Here is a 17,513-nt window from a genome sequence, read left to right as displayed (position 1 = left end):
CCTAGAGGTGCTCTCACCAGTATAGGCATCGTCTTACAGCACACGTGGCCGACGGACCACTGGACGAAAACCCTTGCCAGGGCTAAACATCTAGACGTGTGCGGAGAAACCCATGAACCCACGTCAATCCTGCCTGGCCTGCCTGGAACGCGAGCCGGTCGCCCTGCTGGAAGCTGCCTTGTGGATCGCCGTCGAGCATGACCGAAGTGTGGACCCCGCCACGGGCCTGGCCACACTGCGCGACCTGCAACGCGAAGTCAGCGCCCGCCTGCCCATTCTTCCCCTGGCCGAACTCGCCCAACCGTTGTTGCGCCAGTTGAATGCGCACGGCTTCCAACAGGACGAGTACCACCCGCTGCGCCCCAGGTGGCATTGATGGACAAAGTCCTGCAGCGCCGCCGCGGCCAGCCGTTGACCTTGGCCATCCTGGCCCTGGAACTGGCCCAGCGGTTATCCATTCCGTTGGAGGGCGTGGGCTTTCCCGGTCACTTCCTGCTGCGCGTGCCCGGTGCCGATCACCTGCTCGACCCCTGCGGCGGCCGTCGCCTGTATCCCACCGACTGCCGCGACCTGCTCGCACGCCAATTCGGGCCGCAGGTGGCACTGAGCGCCGAGCACCTGCGTACCGTTACCCCGCTGCAGATGCTCCAGCGCCTGTCACGCAACCTGCGCCAATTGCACAGCAGCGAAGGAGATCACCTGGCGGCGCTGGTCGATGCCGAACGGGTGATGCAGCTGGGCCCGGTACAAGTGGGCGACTACCTGGCACGTGCCTCGCTCTACCAGCACCTGGAGTGCCCCCAGGCCGAGCGCTTTGACCTGGAGCATGCGCTGCTGCTCACCGACGATCCGGTGCAGCGCCTGAAGCTCACCGATCGCATCGGCCAGCTACCTACGATCAACCGTTCGATTCACTGAGCGGGTGTATCCGGCTGGCACGACGGGTGCGCCGCGTTGAACGCTGGATGTTGCGCCGCCAACCCTGCCACCCGTCGAATTCGTGGGTAGGCGCCAAGGTCGATGTTGAAACGCTCGGCCGCGTAAACCTGGGGGACCAGGTACACGTCGGCCAGCCCCGGCGCAGCGCCGAAACAAAAACCCTGGTCACCGATCAACTGCTCCACCGCCGCCAATCCCTGGCCAATCCAATGGCCGATCCAGGCATTGATCTGTGCCTCGTCATGCCCCGCCTCGCGCAGCCGGTTGAGCACGCTGACATTGTGCAGCGGGTGGATATCGCAGCCGATGATCGCCGCCACCGCCCGCACCTGGGCGCGCTCGAGCGGGTCGGCCGGCAACAGCGCAGGCTGGGGCTGCAGCTCTTCGAGATACTCGATGATCGCCGGCGACTGCAGCAGCAGCTGGCCCTGCTCGGTGCGCAGTGCCGGCACCCTGCCCTGGGGATTCAGCGCCAGGTAAGCGGCGCTGCGCTGCTCGCCCTTCAGCAGGTTGACCGGCAGCGCGTGATAGCCCAGGCCCTTGAGCGCCAGGGCGATCCGCACTCGGTACGAGGAGGTGGAGCGGTAATAGCCGTACAACTCCATCGCCACATCCTCCTCAGTTGGCCGCCACCACGATGCCGCGGCATTCGCCGAAGCCGATGCTGGCCACACCGTCACGCTTGCAGCGAGCGCGCAGGATGATCTCGTCGCCGTCCTCGAGGAACTTGCGCAGCTCACCGCTGGCCAGCTCCACGGGATGCTTGCCGCCCTCGGTGATCTCCAGCAGGCTGCCATACGAACCCGCGTCCGGGCCCGACAACGTGCCCGACCCGAACAGGTCACCGGGTTGCAGTTGGCAGCCATTGACGCTGTGGTGGGCGATCAGCTGGGCAACGGTCCAATACATGTTCAGGGTATTGCTCAAGCCCAGGCGATGGGCCGGCAAACCCTGCTCGCGCATGCGCAGGGTCTGCAGCAGTACCTCCAGCTCGATATCGAACGCTCCCTGCGCCTGGTCGTTACCATCGAGCAGGTACGCCAGTGGCTGCGGGTCGCCCTGCGGGCGTGCAGGCTGAGCGCAGCGGAACGGCGCCAAGGCCTCGGCGGTGACCACCCAGGGCGACAGCGTGGTGATGAAGCTCTTCGACAGGAACGGGCCCAGCGGTTGGTATTCCCAGGCCTGGATGTCGCGGGCCGACCAGTCGTTTAGCAGGCACAGCCCGGCCAGGTGCTGGCCCGCCTCGGCGATATCGATAGCCTCGCCCATCGCATTGCCCTGGCCGATCCAGATACCCAGCTCCAGCTCGTAGTCCAGGCGCGCACAGGGGCCGAACGTCGGCACGGTGTGCCCTGCCGGCAGGGTCTGGCCCTTGGGCCGGCGCACATCGGTGCCCGACGGGCGTAAGGTGGACGCGCGGCCGTGGTAGCCGATGGGCACGTACTTGTAGTTGGGCAGCAGCGGGTTGTCGGGGCGGAACAGCTTGCCGACGTTGGTGGCATGCTGGATGCCGACGTAGAAATCGGTGTAGTCGCCCACCTTGGCCGGCAGGTGCATCTGGCAAGCGCTGGCCGGGTACAGGGCAGAGGCCAGCGCCGCCTGATGTTCGCTGTGCTCGCCAAGCAGCACCAGCAGCCGCTCGCGCAGGGCGACGCGGGCAGTGCTACCTAGCGCGAAGAAAGCGTTCAGGGCACCGCCACGGGTCGCCTCGACAGCGGCCTTGGCCTGCCCTTCGAACAGGCCAGCGGCGAGCACTGCCTCGAGATCGAGGATGGCATCGCCAATGGCCACGCCACAGCGCGGCAGCTCACCCGAGCGGCTGAAGATACCCAGCGGCAGGTTCTGCAGCGGGAAATCGCTGTGTCCGTTGGCGTGTTCGACCCAACTGCGGGCAAGGGCGGTGTGGTTCATGGGTTATCTCCGGTTCGGGTTGAAGGTGCTCGGCAAGGTGGCCCAGCAACTATCGTAGTCGGCCTGCAACTGCGGGCTGGCGAGGGCCTCGCTGCTCGGGCGCAGCACCTGGCTGGTCTCGAACATGAAGGCCATGGTGTCGTCGATCTTGTGTGGCGCAAGTTCCGCGTGGGTGGCCTTGTGGCAGGTCTCGGCATCGGGGCCGTGAGCACTCATCACCCCGTGCAGCGATGCACCGCCAGGCAGGAAACCTTCGGCCTTGGCATCGTAGGCGCCGTGAATCAGGCCCATGAATTCGTTCATCAGGTTGCGGTGGAACCACGGCGGACGGAAGGTGTTTTCGGCGACCATCCAGCGCGGCGGGAAGATGACGAAATCCATGTTGGCCAAGCCATGCACACTGGTCGGCGAAGTGAGCACGGTGAAGATCGACGGATCGGGATGGTCGAAGCTGACCGTGCCCAAGGTGTTGAAGCGGCGCAGATCGTATTTGTACGGCACGTTGCTGCCATGCCAGGCGACCACGTCCAGGGGCGAATGAGCAAGCTCGCAGGCCCAGTGCTCGCCGAGGAACTTCTGCACCAGTTGAACAGGCCCTGTGGCTTCTTCGTAACGGGCCACGGGGGTGAGGAAATCGCGTGGGTTGGCCAAGCCATTGCTGCCGATCGGGCCCAGATCGGGCAGGCGCAATGGCGCGCCATGGTTCTCGGCAATGTAGCCGCGCGCCTGGCCGTCGAGCAGCTCGACGCGAAATTTCATGCCACGCGGGATCACCGCGATTTCCTGCGGCGCGACGTCCAGCACACCCAGTTCGGTCGCGATGCGCAGGCGCCCCTGTTCCGGCACCAGCAGCAGTTCGCCGTCGGCATCGAAGAACACCCGATCCATCGAACGGTTGGCGCGGTAGATGTAGACGCTGACGCCTGCCGGCTTGTCGGCGGCTGCGTTGGCGACCATGGGCAGCCAGCCCTCGATGAAGTCCGTGGCCTGGCTCGGGATCGGTTGCGGGTTCCAGCGCAGGCGGTTGGGCGTGGCGGCGCCCAACGGGCCACTGACGGGCTGGCGGGCCAGACGCTCGAAGCGTGGATGCAACGCCGAGGGGCGAATGCGGTACAGCCAGGTGCGGCGCAACTCGCTGCGGGCCATGGTGAAGGCGGTGCCTGACAACAGTTCGGCATACAGCCCGTAGGGCGCCTGTTGCGGGGAATTCTGCCCCACCGGGAGTGCTCCCGGCAGTGCTTCGCTGGCGAATTCGTTGCCGAAACCGCTCAGGTACTGAAGGTCGGTGTCGCGGTTCATCGCTGCCTCCGGACGCTGCATTGTTTTTATCGTAATCGGATTACGAATAACGTAATTTGCTCGCGACCAGACGTCAAGCTATAAAGGCGCCAACCGAAGACTGCGGAAATCCAGATCGCCATGGCCAAAGCCAGCTCCCCTGCCGACAACGGCAAGCAGAAAGTCCGCTCGGCGGAAGTCGGCACCGATATCCTCAAGGCCCTTGCCGAGCTTGCACCGTCCACCTCGCTGTCGCGTCTGGCCGAGCATGTGCAGATGCCGGCGAGCAAGGTCCACCGCTACCTGCAGGCGCTGATCGCCAGTGGCTTCGCCGAACAGGACGCAGCCACCAACCATTACGCGCTGGGGCGCGAGGCCCTGCGCGTAGGCCTCGCGGCGCTGGCCAGCATCGATGTGCTGAAGATCGCCGCGTTGCCACTTTCGCAACTGCGCGATGAACTCAACGAGAGTTGCTTCCTGGCGGTGTGGGGTAACCAAGGCGCGACCGTAGTCACCATCGAGCCGGCGGTGCGCGCGGTCACGGTGGTGACGCAGATCGGCTCGGTGCTGCCGCTGCTCAGTTCGAGCACAGGATTGGTGTTCGCCAGTTACCTGCCGACCCGCGAGACCGTGGAACTGCGCGACCGCGAGCTGCTGGCGCTGGGGCAGACCGCAGCCGATTACCAGACGCTGCTGGCCGGCATCCGCGAGCGGGGCCTGCACCATGTGCACGGTTTGCTGATGCCAGGGGTGGATGCCTTGTCGGCGCCGGTGTTCAACGCCATGGGCGAGATCGCCGCGGTGATGACGGTGGTAGGGCCGACGTCGATCTTCCATGCCGATGAACAGGGCCCGGCAGCGCAGCGGCTGTTGACTGCAGCGCGGGAAACGAGCTGGCGCATGGGCTATTCGCCGAGCGCCTGAGCGGCGTCGGCACTTTTACCCGAAACGTAAAGGTGAATGTCATAAGCGACTATTTTTCCCTCAGGATCAAGCGCTTATTCTTAACTCACTGGCTGGCACGAAGGGCACTCCCCCCGCCTTTCGGGCCTGCGAGGTTCACCGACGTTGATTTTGAAGCTCCTTGATCTAACGTCTCGATTGGCCGCTGCGCTTGCAGCGGCTTTTTTTTGCCTGCGCGCCCGCTCAGGACCAGGCCAGCAACGGCTCGCCAACGCTCAGTTGCTGCTCACGAAAGGCCAGGTAATGGCGCAGCACCTGCACCGGCGCCTCGGTATGCGGGTAATGTCCGATACCTTGCAACTGCACGGTGTCGGCCGCAGGCACAAGTTGCCGATAGCGCTCGACCATGCGAGCCCCGGACACCGGGTCGACCACACCATTGATCATGCGCAGCGGCACGCCTTCACGCTGCAGCGCCCCCACCCAACGCTCACGATGCACCCGCCGCTCGGGCAGGTAGCCCACCAGCTTGTGCAGGATACGCAGCCCCCGGTTCGAGGTGACCAGGCTCCAGCAATCGTCCAGCGCGCTTTCGCTGGGATGGGTGCAAGGGCCGTAGATCTGGGTGACGTTGCGCACCAGGTCGTCGCGCCCGAACGAGCGCCCCACCAGCCAGCCCAGCGGACTCAATAACAGCTTCTGCACCAGCAGTACCTGGCAGCTTTCGGGGAACAGACCGCTGTTGAGAAACACGCAACTGGCGATTTCGGCGCGCTGCTCGTGGTGCCGGGCCAACAGCTCCTGGGCTACGCTGCCGCCGTAATCGTGGGCCAGCAGATGCACCGGTCGGTCGATGTTCAGGTGGCCGAGCAAGGCTTGCTGCAGGTCGGCCTGCTCCATCAGGCTGTAGTCGTGATCGAGCGGCTTGGATGAGTCGCCGAAGCCGAGCATGTCGCAGGCAATCAGGCGAAACCGCTGGGCCAGCGGTGCCCACAGGTAGTGCCAGTCCCAGCTGGCCGTGGGAAAACCGTGCAGCAGCAGCAAGGGCTCGCCCTGCCCTGCAGTCCAGTAGCGAATGTGCTGGCCCCGGAAGGAGAAGCTCTGACCCCGGGTTCGCCACACGCACAGGGGAATCTCGGCCAAAGGCATCACAGTGGCCCCGGTTGCAGTGAGACGGGATACGGCAAGGCTGCGGTCATTGCAATTCACCTCGGCACTTTCTTGTGCACTATGTCGAGGCAGAGTCTAACCAGCAGCCTTCGCTGAGGAACTTGCGTTTCCAGCCAGCTTGATGACTGAGCGAGTCAGTGGCGCGAACGGTCAGAGTGCCATGGCCACCAGCGGCGCGGCGAACAGGTTGAGCAAGCCGGTCAGGACCATCACCAGCCCGGCCACCGAGCCTTCCTCGCGGCCCACTTCCTGCGCCCGACTGACGCCGGCGCCATGGGCGCCGACGCCGAACAGGGCGCCACGGGCCAGCGGCGTGCGCAGCGGCAGGTAGCGCAGCAGGATGCCGCCGAACAGGGCGCCGAGCACACCGGTGAACATCACGAACACCGCGGTCAGTTCCGGCACGCCACCAAGGTCCTGGGCCACGGGCATGGCAAACGGCGTGGTGATCGAACGCGGCACCAGCGACAGGCTGGTGGTGGTATCCAGCGACAGCAGGTGCGCCAGCCCCCAGGAACTGCCGATCGACGCCGTGCTGCCGGCCAGCATGCCGATCAGCAAGGCCGGCCAATGCCGTGCCAGCAGTGCCCGCTGTTGCCAGATCGGCACGGCGAAGGCCACGGTCACCGGGCCCAATACGCCCATCAGCCAGTGAGTGTTGCGGGCATATTCGGCATAGGCGGTGTGCAAAGGCACCGCCACCGCCAACAGCAAGGTGGGCACCAAGATCAGCGGCGAGAACAGGTAGCGCCCGCTGCGCCGATACAGCCAGCGGCTGCCCAGGTAAGCCAGCAGGGTCAGCGCCAACCAGAACAGTGGCATGGGTTCAAGGCTCATGGCGCAACCTCCAGCGGCACACCAGCTCGACCGTACCGGCGGTGACCACCATCACCATCAAGGTACTCACGGCAATCACCAGCAGGATGCGCCAGCCCTCGGTGCGCATCAGCGCACCGTAGTCGAGCAGGCTCATCAGCGCGGGGATGAAGAACAGCAGCATTTCGGCCATCAGCCAGCCGGCGCCCAATTGCAGGGTGGCGGGCTTGACCACGCCGCAGGCAAACAGCACCAGCAGCAACGCCAAGCCCATCACCCCTCCGGGGATCGGCCAGCCCAACCAGGCGGCGAGCTGCCCGCCTACCAGGAACAGGGCCAGCAACACCGCCAGTTCAGCGAACAGGCGAACAATCTTTTTCAATAACGCGGGTTTCATGGACAGGTTTCCTCGACACGCTCACATTCTAGAATTTGCCTGCCTAGGCCAGAAGCGAATTGTTAGACTGATCGCCATTCCAGAATGGAATCCAGAGCATGGAATTCAAACAGCTGCGCAGCTTCATCGAAGTGGTGCACCGCGGGGGCTTTACCCAGGCGGCGCAAACACTGCACATCAGCCAGTCGGCAGTGAGCAAGCAGGTAGCCCAGCTCGAGCAAGATGTGGGCCAGCCATTGCTCGAGCGCCAGGCATCGAACCTGCACCTGACGGCGGCCGGACGCATCGTCCTGGAGCGCGGGGAGGCACTGCTGCGCCAGCGCCAGGAGCTGCTGGCCGAACTCGACGACCTCAGCCAGATGGCGCGCGGCGAGCTGCGCCTGGGGTTGCCGATGCTGGGCAGCGATGCCTTGTTCGCCGGCTTGTTCGCCGAATACCGGCGACGCCACCCGAACATCACCATCCAGCTGCTCGAAGGTGGGAGCCGCAGTGTCGAGCAGGCGATACGCAGCGGCGAGTTGGAACTGGGTGGCAGCCTCACGCCCAGCGACCCGGCATTCGACTACCAGCCGTTCTGCAACGAACCGCTGGACGCCATGCTCCCGGCCGGGCATGCCCTGGCCGGTCGCGCCGAGGTGGCGCTGGGGCAATTGGCCGATACGCCCTTTCTGCTTTACCAGCGCAGCTTCGTGCTCAACGACCGCCTGCTCAAGGCTTGCCTGCAACAAGGCTTCACCCCGAAAGAAGGTGGTCGCAGCGGGCAGGCGGATTTTCTCGCAGCACTGGTGGCGGCAGGCCAAGGCGTGGTGCTGTTGCCCCGTGTAGTGGCACAGGCGCTGGAACGCCCCGGGGTGGTGCGCCTGCCGCTGCGCGCGCCGGACTACCTGCGCTGGGACATCGCCTTCATCTGGCGGCGCGGGGCCTATCTGTCGCGGGCAGCGCAGGCCTGGTTGGCGTTGGTGCGCGAACGAGGATAGTGGGCAAACCGGCTTCAGCTCAGCCGCGCAACGCCTGGGCGAACTCGGCCAGCCACGGTTCGGCATCGGCCTCGGGGGTAACGGTCTCGCTGGCGTCCAGGCGCAACATGGGCTGTACTTCCCGCAGGCCCAGTTCGGCGAACAGTTCACGCACCTGCTCGCCGCCGCCGCAGTAAGTGTCGCCGTAGCTGGAATCGCCCAGGGCGATCACCGCGCCAGGCAGGCCACGCCAGGCCGCTGGGAGGGTATCGCGCAGGCTGCAGTAAAGCGGCATGAAGTTGTCCGGCAGTTCGCCCATGCCAGTGGTCGAGGTCACCGCCAGGAACGCCTCGGGGGCGAAGCCTTCGATGTCCTGCTGGGTAGCCCGGGCAGCGTGCCAGGCATCGAAACCGGCAGCCTTGAGCAGGCCCTGGGCATGGCGGGCGACTTCTTCGGCGGTGCCGTAGACCGAGCCGGAAATAATGACGACTTTCATCGGGGAGAGGATTCCGAAACTGACTGAAAACGTAGGATACTAGCATCCGGCGCTGGCAAAAGGCTGCCTCTACCAAAGTCCCCTTCTCGCCCAATGGCCCGAACATGATCAACGCGCACCTGCTGCAATCCATGGTCGATGCGTCCAACGATGGCATCGTGGTCGCCGAACAGGAAGGCGATGACACCATCCTGATCTACGCCAACGCCGCCTTCGAGCGCCTCACCGGCTACAGCCGCGACGAAATCCTCTACCAGGATTGCCGCTTTCTGCAGGCCGACGACCGCAACCAGCTCGGCCGCGCACGTATTGGCAAGGCCCTCGCCGAGGGCCGGCCGTGTCGCGAAGTGCTGCGCAACTATCGCAAGGACGGCAGCCTGTTCTGGAACGAGCTGTCGATCACCCCGGTGCGCCACGAAGCCGACCAGCGCCTGTATTTCATCGGTATCCAGAAGGACGTCACCCGTCAGGTCGAACTGGAACGGGAGCTGGCCGAATTGCGTGCCAGTGCAAAATCCGACGAACGCATCTGAACCAAGTTGATCGGGCACGGTCCATGCCGAAGAAGAAATCTCCACCGCAGAGTTCGACCATGCACGCAAAAGCGATCCTGACCCAGGATGAGCTGGATTTCATCCAAGACATGCAGCACATGCCGCAATTGAACCAGGCCGACCCCATGTCGGGCCTGCTGGTCAATGGCGACCGTCGCATCCAATCCTTGTTGGCCCGCCTGGTTGCCAACGAGCAGGTCACCCTGCAGGCGCAGTTCAACAACCAGCAGATCAGCTTCCCGCTGCAACTGGTAGAAGACGAATTCCATGCCGTGCACCTGCAGCTGGGTTCGCCGGAAATCTACGAGGACGGCCCGCTTCTGCGCGCCTGGCGTCTGTCCATGGACGAGCCCAGCGCTTTGCTCGACGCCCAGGGCCAGGCCAGCGGCCTGTTGGTCAGGGACATTTCCTTCCGCGGCGCGCTACTGGAAGTACGCGGCCTGCCCGAGGCTCCGGCACATTTCGAGTTGCGCTTCGCTCCGGCCGGTATCCCAGCGATCCTCCTGCGTGGCGAGCTGCGCCGACGTATCGGTCCGGACCTCGCCGCCTATGACCTGGGCCAGACCCGCGGCGCCGAAGTCGAGCGACTGCGCGACTACATCCTCCAGGCCCACCGCCAGGCACACCCCGAGCTGCACACTCAGCTGTCGAGCTGACCTGCCAGGCAGCGCGCCAGGCGTCGACGCATCAACCCGCCCTCGGCGCCAAGGCAGGCCACCGCACTGTCGGCCAGGTCGTCTTGGGCCATTTCCGCCGCCTCGCCAGCGAGTAGCAGTGGGCAGCCCAGCCCCGGCAACAGCCGCGCCAGGCGCTTGTTCAGCGCCATGCCAGGGGCTTGGTTGGAAAACAGCACCAAAGCATCGGGCTGCAGCCGCTCGCAGACCAGGGGCAGTTCGTCCATGGGCTGCCCTGGCGCCAACGGCATGACCTCCACCTCATCCCCGCTCAATTGCAGGCTGGCCACCAACAGTTCCAGCTCCCGGCACTGCTCGCTCATCGGCGCCAGCAACACCCGCTGGGCACGCGGGGTTTGTAACACCTGCAGCCGGGCCTGCACGCGGGTCCGCAGGAACTGGTCGAGAAACAGCCATTCGCTGGCTTGCCCGAACGCGCCCTGCTCAGCCGCCATGCCAAGCCACACCGGCATGAAGATTTCGGCGAACACCTGGTCGAGGGTGTGGCTGACGAACACCTGGTCGAACAAACGGCCGAGCTGCGCCGGGTCGAAGCTGCGTACCACATCACGCACCTGCGCCTGCAATCGCAGATTACCGGGGGCGGCCAGCGGGCTACCGAGCCGCGCCCGATCGCGGGCAAGAATGCTGCCCACCTTGCTCACCGCCACGCCACGCTCCAGCCAGCCAAGAATGCGCCGGATGTCATCGATATCGGTCTGGGAGTAAAGACGATGGCCGCTGTCGGTGCGGGTCGGCTGGATCAGCCCGTAGCGGCGCTCCCAGGCACGCAGGGTCACTGGGTTGACGCCGGTGAGGCGAGCGACTTCACGAATGGGGAACAGGTCCTGGTGCTCCAGTCCTGCCACGTTGAGCAAGGCCGAAACCTGTTTGTTCATCTGCCTGGCCACCTGTACACGCGAATTTGAAGGGTAGTCTACTACGTCGGATTGCGTCGTAGGGGCGAAGCCTCGGCCCAGCCCGCCGCGGGGCCATACAAGAGGGAAACAGTTCGGGTATGCTGGGTCTCTGATGAAACGACAGACAAGTTGACCGCCCCGACATGAACAGCCCTATCCTCATCACCGGTGCCAGCCAGCGTGTCGGCCTGGCCCTGGCGCGCGAACTGGCGCAGGCCGGCCATACCGTGGTCACTGCCAGCCGCACCGTGCAAGCACAGTCAGCGCACCCGAATATCGTGCAGTTCCAGGCCGACCTGTGCCAGGCCGAAGACCGCCAGGCGCTGATCGACCACCTGCATGGCCATTACGATGGCTTGCGCGCAGTCATCCACAATGCCTCGCTGTGGCTGGACGACGGCCTGGACAACCTCGAGACCATGTTCCGCCTGCACGTCGAGGCGCCCTACCACCTCAACCTGGCGCTCGGCGAGCTATTGGCCAAAGAGGGCAAGGCGGCAGGCAAGGCAGACATCATCCACATCTGCGACGAGACCTCGTCACGCGGCAGCAAGAGCCACATCGGCTATGCCGCGACCAAGGCTGCCTTGCAGAACATGGTATTGTCCTTCGCCGAGAAGTACGCGCCCGCCGTGCACGTCAACGGTATCCTGCCCGGCCTGCTGATCCTCAAGGAAGGCGGCGACGAGGCCTACCGCCAGCAAACCCTGAAGAAGGCCCTGCTGGAATTCGAACCCGGCGCCGGCCCTCTGATCGAAACGGTCAAGTACCTGCTCGCCAGCCAGTACAGCACCGGCAGCCAGGTGGTCATCAATGGTGGCCGCCACCTGAAGAACCGCATGACCTGAGAGAACATCATGACCTCCCAACAACAGCTCGAACTCGAAGCCGCCGCGTTCCGGCGCCTGGTCGAACACCTGCAGACGCGCACCGACGTGCAGAACATCGACCTGATGAACCTCTCCGGCTTCTGCCGCAATTGCCTGTCCAAGTGGTACAAGGCCGCCGCCGACGAGCGCCAGATCGACCTGAGCCTGGATGACGCACGTGAAGCGGTGTACGGCATGCCCTACGCCGAGTGGAAAGCCCAATACCAGAAAGAAGCCAGCGCCGAACAGCAAGCGGCGTTCGAAAAAGGAAAACCTCGTGACTGATCTGAACACCCTGCGCGCCAGCCTCGCTGGCGGCGAACACGCCTTCGCCGACACCTTGGCCTTCATCGCCGCGAACTACAGCTACCAGCCCCAGGCCTTCAACAACGGTGGTGTGGAAAACGCCGCCGGGCAGAACGAAGGTTCGTGCAAGACCCTCGGCCTGGCCCTGCTCGAAGGCCTGAGCGACCAGGAGGCCCTGCTGGCCTTCGGCGAGCATTACCGCAGCGTGCTGGCCACTCCCGAGGGCAGCGATCACGCCAATATCCGTGCCTTGATCCAGCACGGCCTGGCCGGCGTGAAGTTCGCCGCCCAGCCGCTGTCGCGCAACGCCTGATGCACCAGGGCCAGGCGCAGGCAGCGCTCAGGCGATGACCTGCCCTGGCCCTCCCGCCTGCAGCGCGCCGCGCTGCAACCATTCCAGCGCAATCGGCCACAAGCTGTGGCGGAAGCGATCATGGAAAAACGCGAAGTGTCCGATCTCGCTCACTGAGATATCCACAGGCGCCAGACGCAAGTGCACACGCTCGGCGTGGGCCAGGTAGTTCAGTAGACGCTCGGTCGCGGCCACCGTGCCGAACGGGTCGTCGGTCAGGCTGATGGCCAGGGTCGCGGCGCGAACCTGGACGAACGGCACGGCTGGCAGCAGTCGCCCGCTGGGGCGCTGTTCGTAGCGCGGGGTCCGCGTGGTCCAGTCGCGCACCACACCCGCCGGGGTGTCTTCCAGCCAACCCAGGCGCTTGCCGGGGAAATACCCGAACACACCGGTGAGCAGGGGCATCAGCACATGCCATTTACCCAACAGCCGCCAGCGCTGGTCGGCGGCATAGTCGCGCCAGTAGGCGAACTGCGCGCCCACCATCACCACCCGCCGTATCTGCTGCGCCGAGGGCGCCAGGCCCACCGCGCAACCGCCGAAACTATGCCCCACCACATCCACTGGCTGGCCGGGAAAGTGCCGGGCGGCATGCACCAGCATGGCCTCGAAATCCAACTGCCCCCAGTCGCTCCAGGATGCCTGGAATCCGCGCAAGGAAGCTGGGCGCGATTCGCCGATGCCCCGGTAATCGTAGGTCAGCACGTCGCAGCCCTGGGCGAACAGATAGTCGGCAAAGCGTGAATAGTAGCGGCAGCGTACGGAGGTCGCGGCGTTGATGATCACCAGCGGCCGCTGTGGGTCGTGTGCGGCATGCCGCCAACAGAAGCCGCCTAGGCTGTAGCCGTCGGCGGCAGGTTGGCGAAAGGGCGTGGCGGGTTGGGTCAGGCTGCTCATGGCGCGCTCTCGATCGTTGTGCGCCAACGCTAGCATCAAAACCTCGGGTCGGTCACGGCAAGCGCTCAAGCGCTCGGCAGCGCCCGCGCCACGCCTGGCTTGCGCAGCACTTCGAGGCGCGAGCCGTGGTAGCGTGTTTCGCGGAACAACTTGAAACGCCCGAACAGGCAGTACACATGCATGACCCGCCCTTGCTCGTGATAGCCCATGCGCAGGTGCAGCTTCATGGCCGGCACGTTGTGCGTCTCGACCACGTCCACCACCTTGTGGCAGCCCTTTTCGCGCATGGTGTTCCACAATGCGACCTGGGCGGTGACCGACAGTTCGCTGCCAAAGTAGCGGCGGATCATCTCGCCGCCGAACTCGAAGAATTCCCCTGGCTTCACCGGGAAGGTGCAGCCGTAGTAATGCTTGTCGTGATAATCGACCACGCTGGCCCAGATGAAAGCCACGGCATCGCCCTGCTCGTCCAGGTACATGTGCCCGGTGTGGCCGGCGGCGGCCAGTTCACGCATGGTTTCGACGCGGTCGCCGAAATGGCGGGCGAAGGCATCAGCATTGGCGGTGGTGATCGTCACCAGGGTCACCGGCGGGTGCTCCTTGAGCTTGCAGGGCGGCACCGGGGAGACCAGGTCGCGCTCCATCCACAGCAATTCCCAATGGAAGAACACATAACGTTCGAACAACGTCTTGCAGGTGCGCTTGAGCCCTTTGCGCTTGATTCGTTCTTGTAGTTGTCGCAGTACGCGCATGCACGCCTCCTCGGCCACGGCGTTATTGCCCAGCCCCTGAAAGCGGTATAGATGGCGGCTATAGCAAATAGCCAGCGAGAGAAGTGTTGCAGAATGTTAACGAGGTTGGAACGAAACCGGACACCTGCGCAAAACAGGTGCCCGGTCAAAGGCTTGCTTACAGCTCGACGCAGTCGAACCGTACGTCGGTGGCCACGTCTTCGTCGTAGTTGACGTCAGCACGCTCGAAACCGAACAGGTTGAGGAACTGCTTCTTGTAACCGGCGTAGTCGGTCAGCTCGAACAGGTTCTCGGTGGTCACCTGTGGCCACATGGCCTTGCAGGCGTCCTGCACGTCGTCGCGCAGTTCCCAGTCGTCCAGACGCAGGCGGTGCTTCTCGTCGACCTCGGCCGGCTTGCCATCTGCACGGTACATGCGGTCACGGAACATGCGGTCGAGTTGGTCCTGGGTGCCTTCGTGCACGCCTTTTTCCTGCATGATCTTGAAGACCATCGACAGGTACAGCGGCATCACCGGAATGGCCGAGCTGGCCTGGGTGACCACCGACTTGAGCACCGCCACGTTGGCGCCGCCCTTGATCTCGCCGGCCAGTTTCTGGTCCAGGCGCAGTGCGGTCTCGTCCAGGTCCTGCTTGGCCTGGCCCAGGGCGCCGTGCCAGTAGATCGGCCAAGTGATCTCGGTGCCGATGTAGCTGAAGGCCACGGTGCGGGCGCCTTCGGCCAGCACGTCGGCACCGGCCAGGGCGTCGATCCACAGCTGCCAGTCCTGGCCACCCATGACGGTGACGGTGTCGGCGATTTCCTGCTCGGTGGCCGGCTCGATGCTGGCCTCGATGATGGTGTCCTTGTTGGTGTCGATGGCGGTCGACTTGTACGGCTGGCCGATCGGCTTGAGCGCCGAGCGCACCAGTTCGCCGGTCTGCGGCAGCTTGCGCACAGGCGAAGCCAGCGAGTAGATCACCAGGTCGACCTTGCCGCCCATGTCGTTCTTGATCAGCTCGATGACCTTGGCGCGGGCTTCGTCGGAGAAGGCGTCACCGTTGACAGACTTGCTGTACAGGCCCTCGGCCTTGGCGAACTTGTCGAACGCGGCGGCGTTGTACCAGCCTGCGGTGCCGGCCTTGGTCTCGGTGCCAGGCTTCTCGAAGAACACGCCCAGGGTGTCGGCCTTGAAGCCGAAGGCTGCGGTGATGCGCGCTGCCAGGCCGTAGCCGCTGGAAGCACCGATGACCAGGACCTTCTTCGGGCCATCCTCGCGCACGCCCAGCTTGCGGGTGGCTTCGATCTGGTCACGGACGTTGAGCTCGCAGCCCTTCGGGTGGGTCGTGGTGCAGATGAAACCGCGGACCTTAGGATGAATGATGGCCAATGTCTGTACCTCGTCAGGTTTATGCCGGGGGAAGCGCCGCCAGCGGCGATTCCGATTGATCAGAGGGTGAGACTACCCCTGCAGGTTATCCGACACATATTAAGGGGTGACGAGGGCGATTCGAAAGCGCGAAGGCGTGCCACAGGCGGCGCACGCCTACGCGATGGCGGCAGGGTCAGTCCTCGTACTCGGTCTTCACCGCGTTACCGGTGACCGGATCGTGGTAGATCTCGACCTTGCGGCCATCCGGGTCGGTGCCATAGATCTCGTAGCAATTGCCCTGGGTGACCTTGAACTTGGTGATCGTGTAACCCTCTTCCTTGAGCTGGTCCTGAAACTCCTGTGGGTCTTGCCAGCTGGCCTTGTCGGCGTCGGTGCACTGGGTAGCGGCAAACACTGCGCCGCAGCCGAACAGCAGGGGAAGTACAAGCAGGGTACGCATGGCGAAAAGCTCCAGTCGGTTGAGTGAAACGACACGATGCGCGTCAAGCAACTGAAAGCTTAGCCAGCCTGCCGGCCCTTCACCGGGCTGACGTTGAGCGCGATTGATTGGCTTTTCACATCAATCGAGCAGAAAAACAAACTTAACAAATCAGCCAAACCCACCGATGCTGGCGACATACCGCGCCCTCGCGGCGCATCACCCTGCACGGAGAACAACAACATGAACGACGTGGTCATCGTCGCCGCAACCCGTACCGCCATCGGCAGTTTCCAGGGAGCGCTAGCGCAAGTGCCGGCCGTCGACCTGGGTGCGGCGGTGATCAAGCAGTTGCTGCAGCAAACCCAGCTGGACCCGGCGCAGGTCGATGAAGTGATCCTCGGCCAGGTGCTCACCGCCGGTGCCGGGCAGAACCCCGCACGCCAGGCCGCGATCAAGGCCGGCCTGCCCTACAGCGTGCCGGCGCTGACCCTGAACAAGGTCTGTGGCTCGGGCCTCAAGGCCCTGCACTTGGCGGCCCAGGCCATCCGCTGCGGCGATGCCGAGGTGGTGATCGCCGGCGGCCAGGAGAACATGAGCCTGGCCCCCTACGTGATGCCGTCGGCCCGTACCGGCCAGCGCATGGGCCATGGTCAGTTGATCGACAGCATGATCAGCGACGGCTTGTGGGATGCGTTCAACGACTACCACATGGGCATCACCGCCGAGAACCTGGTAGAGCAATACGGCCTGACCCGTGAACAGCAGGATGCGTTCGCCGCCGAGTCGCAGCGCAAGGCCGTGGCGGCCATCGAGGCTGGGCGTTTCAGTGACGAGATCACGCCGATCGTGCTGCCACAGAAAAAGGGCGAGCCGAAGGTGTTCGAACGCGACGAGCAACCGCGCGCCGACACGACCGCCGAGTCGCTGGCCAAGCTGCGCCCGGCGTTCAAGAAGGACGGCAGCGTGACCGCCGGCAACGCCTCGAGCCTCAACGATGGCGCGGCAGCGGTGCTGATGATGAGCGCGGCCAAGGCCCAGGCCCTGGGCCTGCCGGTGCTGGCCCGCATCGCGGCCTATGCCAGCGCCGGCGTCGACCCGGCGATCATGGGCATCGGCCCGGTTTCGGCGACCCAGCGTTGCCTGGGCAAGGCCGGTTGGGCCCTGGCCGACCTGGACCTGATCGAGGCCAACGAAGCCTTCGCTGCGCAGGCATTGTCGGTAGGCAAGGCGTTGGCGTGGGATGCGGCGCGGGTCAACGTCAACGGCGGGGCGATCGCCCTGGGTCACCCGATCGGCGCCTCGGGCTGCCGGGTGCTGGTGACCCTGCTGCACGAGATGATCAAGCGCGATGCCAAGAAAGGCCTGGCCACGTTGTGCATCGGCGGTGGCCAAGGCGTGGCGTTGGCGATCGAGCGTTGATCGCCTGAAGCGCAATCGTCCTGCCTTGCACCTGACTGTGGGAGCGGCCTTGTGTCGCGATAGGGCCGCATAGCGGCCCCATAATTTGACGGCACTGCGGTATTTTGGGGC

General features: G+C 64.7%; 21 protein-coding genes and 1 pseudogene. 9 read left to right on the top strand and 13 right to left on the bottom strand.

Annotation, left to right across the window (positions count from 1 at the left end):
* Positions 1-112 precede the first annotated feature (112 nt).
* A pseudogene (locus E6B08_RS04950) lies at positions 113-918 on the top strand (SirB1 family protein).
* On the opposite strand, the gene maiA reads toward E6B08_RS04950, so the two are convergent.
* From maiA to hmgA, 3 genes are read right to left on the bottom strand one after another with little or no spacing between them, the layout of a single operon-like run.
* Complete coding sequence (maiA, locus tag E6B08_RS04945) at positions 912-1,544, bottom strand: maleylacetoacetate isomerase (protein ID WP_136912997.1); 633 nt, start codon at positions 1,542-1,544, stop codon at positions 912-914. The pseudogene E6B08_RS04950 and the gene maiA sit on opposite strands and share 7 nt — an antisense overlap.
* 13 nt (positions 1,545-1,557) lie before the next feature.
* Positions 1,558-2,850 (bottom strand): fumarylacetoacetase, encoded by a 1,293-nt coding sequence (fahA, locus tag E6B08_RS04940; RefSeq protein ID WP_136912996.1) that lies wholly within the window; start codon positions 2,848-2,850, stop codon positions 1,558-1,560.
* A gap of 3 nt (positions 2,851-2,853) precedes the next feature.
* Entirely contained in the window at positions 2,854-4,149 is a 1,296-nt protein-coding gene (gene hmgA / locus E6B08_RS04935) for a homogentisate 1,2-dioxygenase (protein WP_136912995.1), read from the bottom strand.
* A gap of 120 nt (positions 4,150-4,269) precedes the next feature.
* Between hmgA and E6B08_RS04930 the strand changes: the two genes are divergently transcribed.
* On the top strand, positions 4,270-5,052 hold the full coding sequence (locus E6B08_RS04930; protein WP_136912994.1) for an IclR family transcriptional regulator: 783 nt from the start codon (positions 4,270-4,272) through the stop codon (positions 5,050-5,052).
* Positions 5,053-5,274: 222 nt separating this feature from the next.
* Here E6B08_RS04930 and E6B08_RS04925 read toward each other — a convergent pair whose 3' ends face one another.
* From E6B08_RS04925 to E6B08_RS04915, 3 genes are all read right to left on the bottom strand, one after another.
* Positions 5,275-6,180: an alpha/beta fold hydrolase gene (locus E6B08_RS04925; RefSeq protein WP_136912993.1), complete on the bottom strand. Its 906-nt coding sequence runs from the start codon at positions 6,178-6,180 to the stop codon at positions 5,275-5,277.
* 171 nt (positions 6,181-6,351) lie between these two features.
* Positions 6,352-7,038, bottom strand: a complete 687-nt coding sequence (locus E6B08_RS04920) for an LrgB family protein (RefSeq protein ID WP_136912992.1) — start codon at positions 7,036-7,038, stop codon at positions 6,352-6,354.
* Positions 7,028-7,414, bottom strand: a complete 387-nt coding sequence (locus tag E6B08_RS04915) for a CidA/LrgA family protein (protein ID WP_136912991.1) — start codon at positions 7,412-7,414, stop codon at positions 7,028-7,030. The genes E6B08_RS04920 and E6B08_RS04915 overlap by 11 nt, the downstream gene beginning before the upstream one ends.
* A 98-nt stretch (positions 7,415-7,512) precedes the next feature.
* Between E6B08_RS04915 and E6B08_RS04910 the strand changes: the two genes are divergently transcribed.
* A complete protein-coding gene (locus E6B08_RS04910; protein ID WP_136912990.1) occupies positions 7,513-8,391 on the top strand; it encodes a LysR family transcriptional regulator in 879 nt (292 codons plus the stop codon).
* A gap of 19 nt (positions 8,392-8,410) precedes the next feature.
* Here E6B08_RS04910 and E6B08_RS04905 read toward each other — a convergent pair whose 3' ends face one another.
* On the bottom strand, positions 8,411-8,866 hold the full coding sequence (locus tag E6B08_RS04905) for a flavodoxin (protein WP_136912989.1): 456 nt from the start codon (positions 8,864-8,866) through the stop codon (positions 8,411-8,413).
* Between the two features lie 104 nt (positions 8,867-8,970).
* Between E6B08_RS04905 and E6B08_RS04900 the strand changes: the two genes are divergently transcribed.
* Positions 8,971-9,399, top strand: a complete 429-nt coding sequence (locus tag E6B08_RS04900; protein WP_136912988.1) for a PAS domain S-box protein — start codon at positions 8,971-8,973, stop codon at positions 9,397-9,399.
* Positions 9,400-9,458: 59 nt separating this feature from the next.
* Positions 9,459-10,076 carry a hypothetical protein gene (locus E6B08_RS04895; RefSeq protein WP_136912987.1) on the top strand — a complete coding sequence of 206 codons (618 nt, stop codon included), beginning with the start codon at positions 9,459-9,461 and terminating at the stop codon, positions 10,074-10,076.
* Here E6B08_RS04895 and E6B08_RS04890 read toward each other — a convergent pair.
* On the bottom strand, positions 10,061-10,993 hold the full coding sequence (locus tag E6B08_RS04890; RefSeq protein WP_136912986.1) for a MerR family transcriptional regulator: 933 nt from the start codon (positions 10,991-10,993) through the stop codon (positions 10,061-10,063). The two genes, E6B08_RS04895 and E6B08_RS04890, sit on opposite strands and share 16 nt — an antisense overlap.
* Positions 10,994-11,157: 164 nt before the next feature.
* On the opposite strand from E6B08_RS04890, the gene folM reads away from it, so the two are divergent.
* Genes folM through E6B08_RS04875 form a run of 3 tightly spaced genes read left to right on the top strand, consistent with a single transcriptional unit; the run spans position 11,158 to position 12,502 of the window.
* Entirely contained in the window at positions 11,158-11,862 is a 705-nt protein-coding gene (folM, locus tag E6B08_RS04885) for a dihydromonapterin reductase (protein ID WP_136912985.1), read from the top strand.
* Between the two features lie 9 nt (positions 11,863-11,871).
* Positions 11,872-12,168, top strand: a complete 297-nt coding sequence (locus E6B08_RS04880) for a DUF1244 domain-containing protein (RefSeq protein WP_136912984.1) — start codon at positions 11,872-11,874, stop codon at positions 12,166-12,168.
* Entirely contained in the window at positions 12,161-12,502 is a 342-nt protein-coding gene (locus E6B08_RS04875; protein ID WP_192938617.1) for a HopJ type III effector protein, read from the top strand. The genes E6B08_RS04880 and E6B08_RS04875 overlap by 8 nt, the downstream gene beginning before the upstream one ends.
* A 27-nt stretch (positions 12,503-12,529) precedes the next feature.
* Here E6B08_RS04875 and E6B08_RS04870 read toward each other — a convergent pair whose 3' ends face one another.
* The 5 genes from E6B08_RS04870 to E6B08_RS04850 form a co-directional block, all read right to left on the bottom strand.
* Positions 12,530-13,438 (bottom strand): alpha/beta fold hydrolase, encoded by a 909-nt coding sequence (locus tag E6B08_RS04870; protein WP_136912982.1) that lies wholly within the window; start codon positions 13,436-13,438, stop codon positions 12,530-12,532.
* A gap of 65 nt (positions 13,439-13,503) precedes the next feature.
* Positions 13,504-14,190 carry a GNAT family N-acetyltransferase gene (locus E6B08_RS04865; protein WP_136912981.1) on the bottom strand — a complete coding sequence of 229 codons (687 nt, stop codon included), beginning with the start codon at positions 14,188-14,190 and terminating at the stop codon, positions 13,504-13,506.
* 157 nt (positions 14,191-14,347) lie between these two features.
* The gene (gene fabV, locus E6B08_RS04860; protein ID WP_136912980.1) at positions 14,348-15,559 is read right to left on the bottom strand and encodes an enoyl-ACP reductase FabV; all 1,212 of its coding nucleotides are present in this window, start codon (positions 15,557-15,559) and stop codon (positions 14,348-14,350) included.
* Positions 15,560-15,734: 175 nt separating this feature from the next.
* Positions 15,735-16,001, bottom strand: a complete 267-nt coding sequence (locus E6B08_RS04855) for a PepSY domain-containing protein (protein WP_136912979.1) — start codon at positions 15,999-16,001, stop codon at positions 15,735-15,737.
* Positions 16,002-16,060: 59 nt separating this feature from the next.
* Entirely contained in the window at positions 16,061-16,240 is a 180-nt protein-coding gene (locus E6B08_RS04850) for a hypothetical protein (RefSeq protein WP_136912978.1), read from the bottom strand.
* On the opposite strand from E6B08_RS04850, the gene E6B08_RS04845 reads away from it, so the two are divergent.
* Positions 16,224-17,402, top strand: coding sequence for an acetyl-CoA C-acetyltransferase (locus E6B08_RS04845; protein WP_136912977.1), 1,179 nt, complete (start codon positions 16,224-16,226; stop codon positions 17,400-17,402). The two genes, E6B08_RS04850 and E6B08_RS04845, sit on opposite strands and share 17 nt — an antisense overlap.
* Positions 17,403-17,513: the final 111 nt, after the last annotated feature.

This window comes from Pseudomonas putida, assembly GCF_005080685.1.
In the GTDB taxonomy this organism is placed as follows: Bacteria; Pseudomonadota; Gammaproteobacteria; order Pseudomonadales; family Pseudomonadaceae; genus Aquipseudomonas; species Aquipseudomonas putida_V.
This window is presented reverse-complemented; position numbering and strand designations above follow the sequence as displayed.

Coding starts and splice junctions, on each gene's coding strand:
- maiA (WP_136912997.1), bottom strand. CDS start 1,544: ATGGAGTTGTACGGCTATTACCGCTCCACCTCCTCGTACCGAGTGCGG.
- fahA (WP_136912996.1), bottom strand. CDS start 2,850: ATGAACCACACCGCCCTTGCCCGCAGTTGGGTCGAACACGCCAACGGA.
- hmgA (WP_136912995.1), bottom strand. CDS start 4,149: ATGAACCGCGACACCGACCTTCAGTACCTGAGCGGTTTCGGCAACGAA.
- E6B08_RS04930 (WP_136912994.1), top strand. CDS start 4,270: ATGGCCAAAGCCAGCTCCCCTGCCGACAACGGCAAGCAGAAAGTCCGC.
- E6B08_RS04925 (WP_136912993.1), bottom strand. CDS start 6,180: ATGCCTTTGGCCGAGATTCCCCTGTGCGTGTGGCGAACCCGGGGTCAG.
- E6B08_RS04920 (WP_136912992.1), bottom strand. CDS start 7,038: ATGAGCCTTGAACCCATGCCACTGTTCTGGTTGGCGCTGACCCTGCTG.
- E6B08_RS04915 (WP_136912991.1), bottom strand. CDS start 7,414: ATGAAACCCGCGTTATTGAAAAAGATTGTTCGCCTGTTCGCTGAACTG.
- E6B08_RS04910 (WP_136912990.1), top strand. CDS start 7,513: ATGGAATTCAAACAGCTGCGCAGCTTCATCGAAGTGGTGCACCGCGGG.
- E6B08_RS04905 (WP_136912989.1), bottom strand. CDS start 8,866: ATGAAAGTCGTCATTATTTCCGGCTCGGTCTACGGCACCGCCGAAGAA.
- E6B08_RS04900 (WP_136912988.1), top strand. CDS start 8,971: ATGATCAACGCGCACCTGCTGCAATCCATGGTCGATGCGTCCAACGAT.
- E6B08_RS04895 (WP_136912987.1), top strand. CDS start 9,459: ATGCACGCAAAAGCGATCCTGACCCAGGATGAGCTGGATTTCATCCAA.
- E6B08_RS04890 (WP_136912986.1), bottom strand. CDS start 10,993: ATGAACAAACAGGTTTCGGCCTTGCTCAACGTGGCAGGACTGGAGCAC.
- folM (WP_136912985.1), top strand. CDS start 11,158: ATGAACAGCCCTATCCTCATCACCGGTGCCAGCCAGCGTGTCGGCCTG.
- E6B08_RS04880 (WP_136912984.1), top strand. CDS start 11,872: ATGACCTCCCAACAACAGCTCGAACTCGAAGCCGCCGCGTTCCGGCGC.
- E6B08_RS04870 (WP_136912982.1), bottom strand. CDS start 13,438: ATGAGCAGCCTGACCCAACCCGCCACGCCCTTTCGCCAACCTGCCGCC.
- E6B08_RS04865 (WP_136912981.1), bottom strand. CDS start 14,190: ATGCGCGTACTGCGACAACTACAAGAACGAATCAAGCGCAAAGGGCTC.
- E6B08_RS04855 (WP_136912979.1), bottom strand. CDS start 16,001: ATGCGTACCCTGCTTGTACTTCCCCTGCTGTTCGGCTGCGGCGCAGTG.
- E6B08_RS04845 (WP_136912977.1), top strand. CDS start 16,224: ATGAACGACGTGGTCATCGTCGCCGCAACCCGTACCGCCATCGGCAGT.
- E6B08_RS04850 (WP_136912978.1), bottom strand. CDS start 16,240: ATGACCACGTCGTTCATGTTGTTGTTCTCCGTGCAGGGTGATGCGCCG.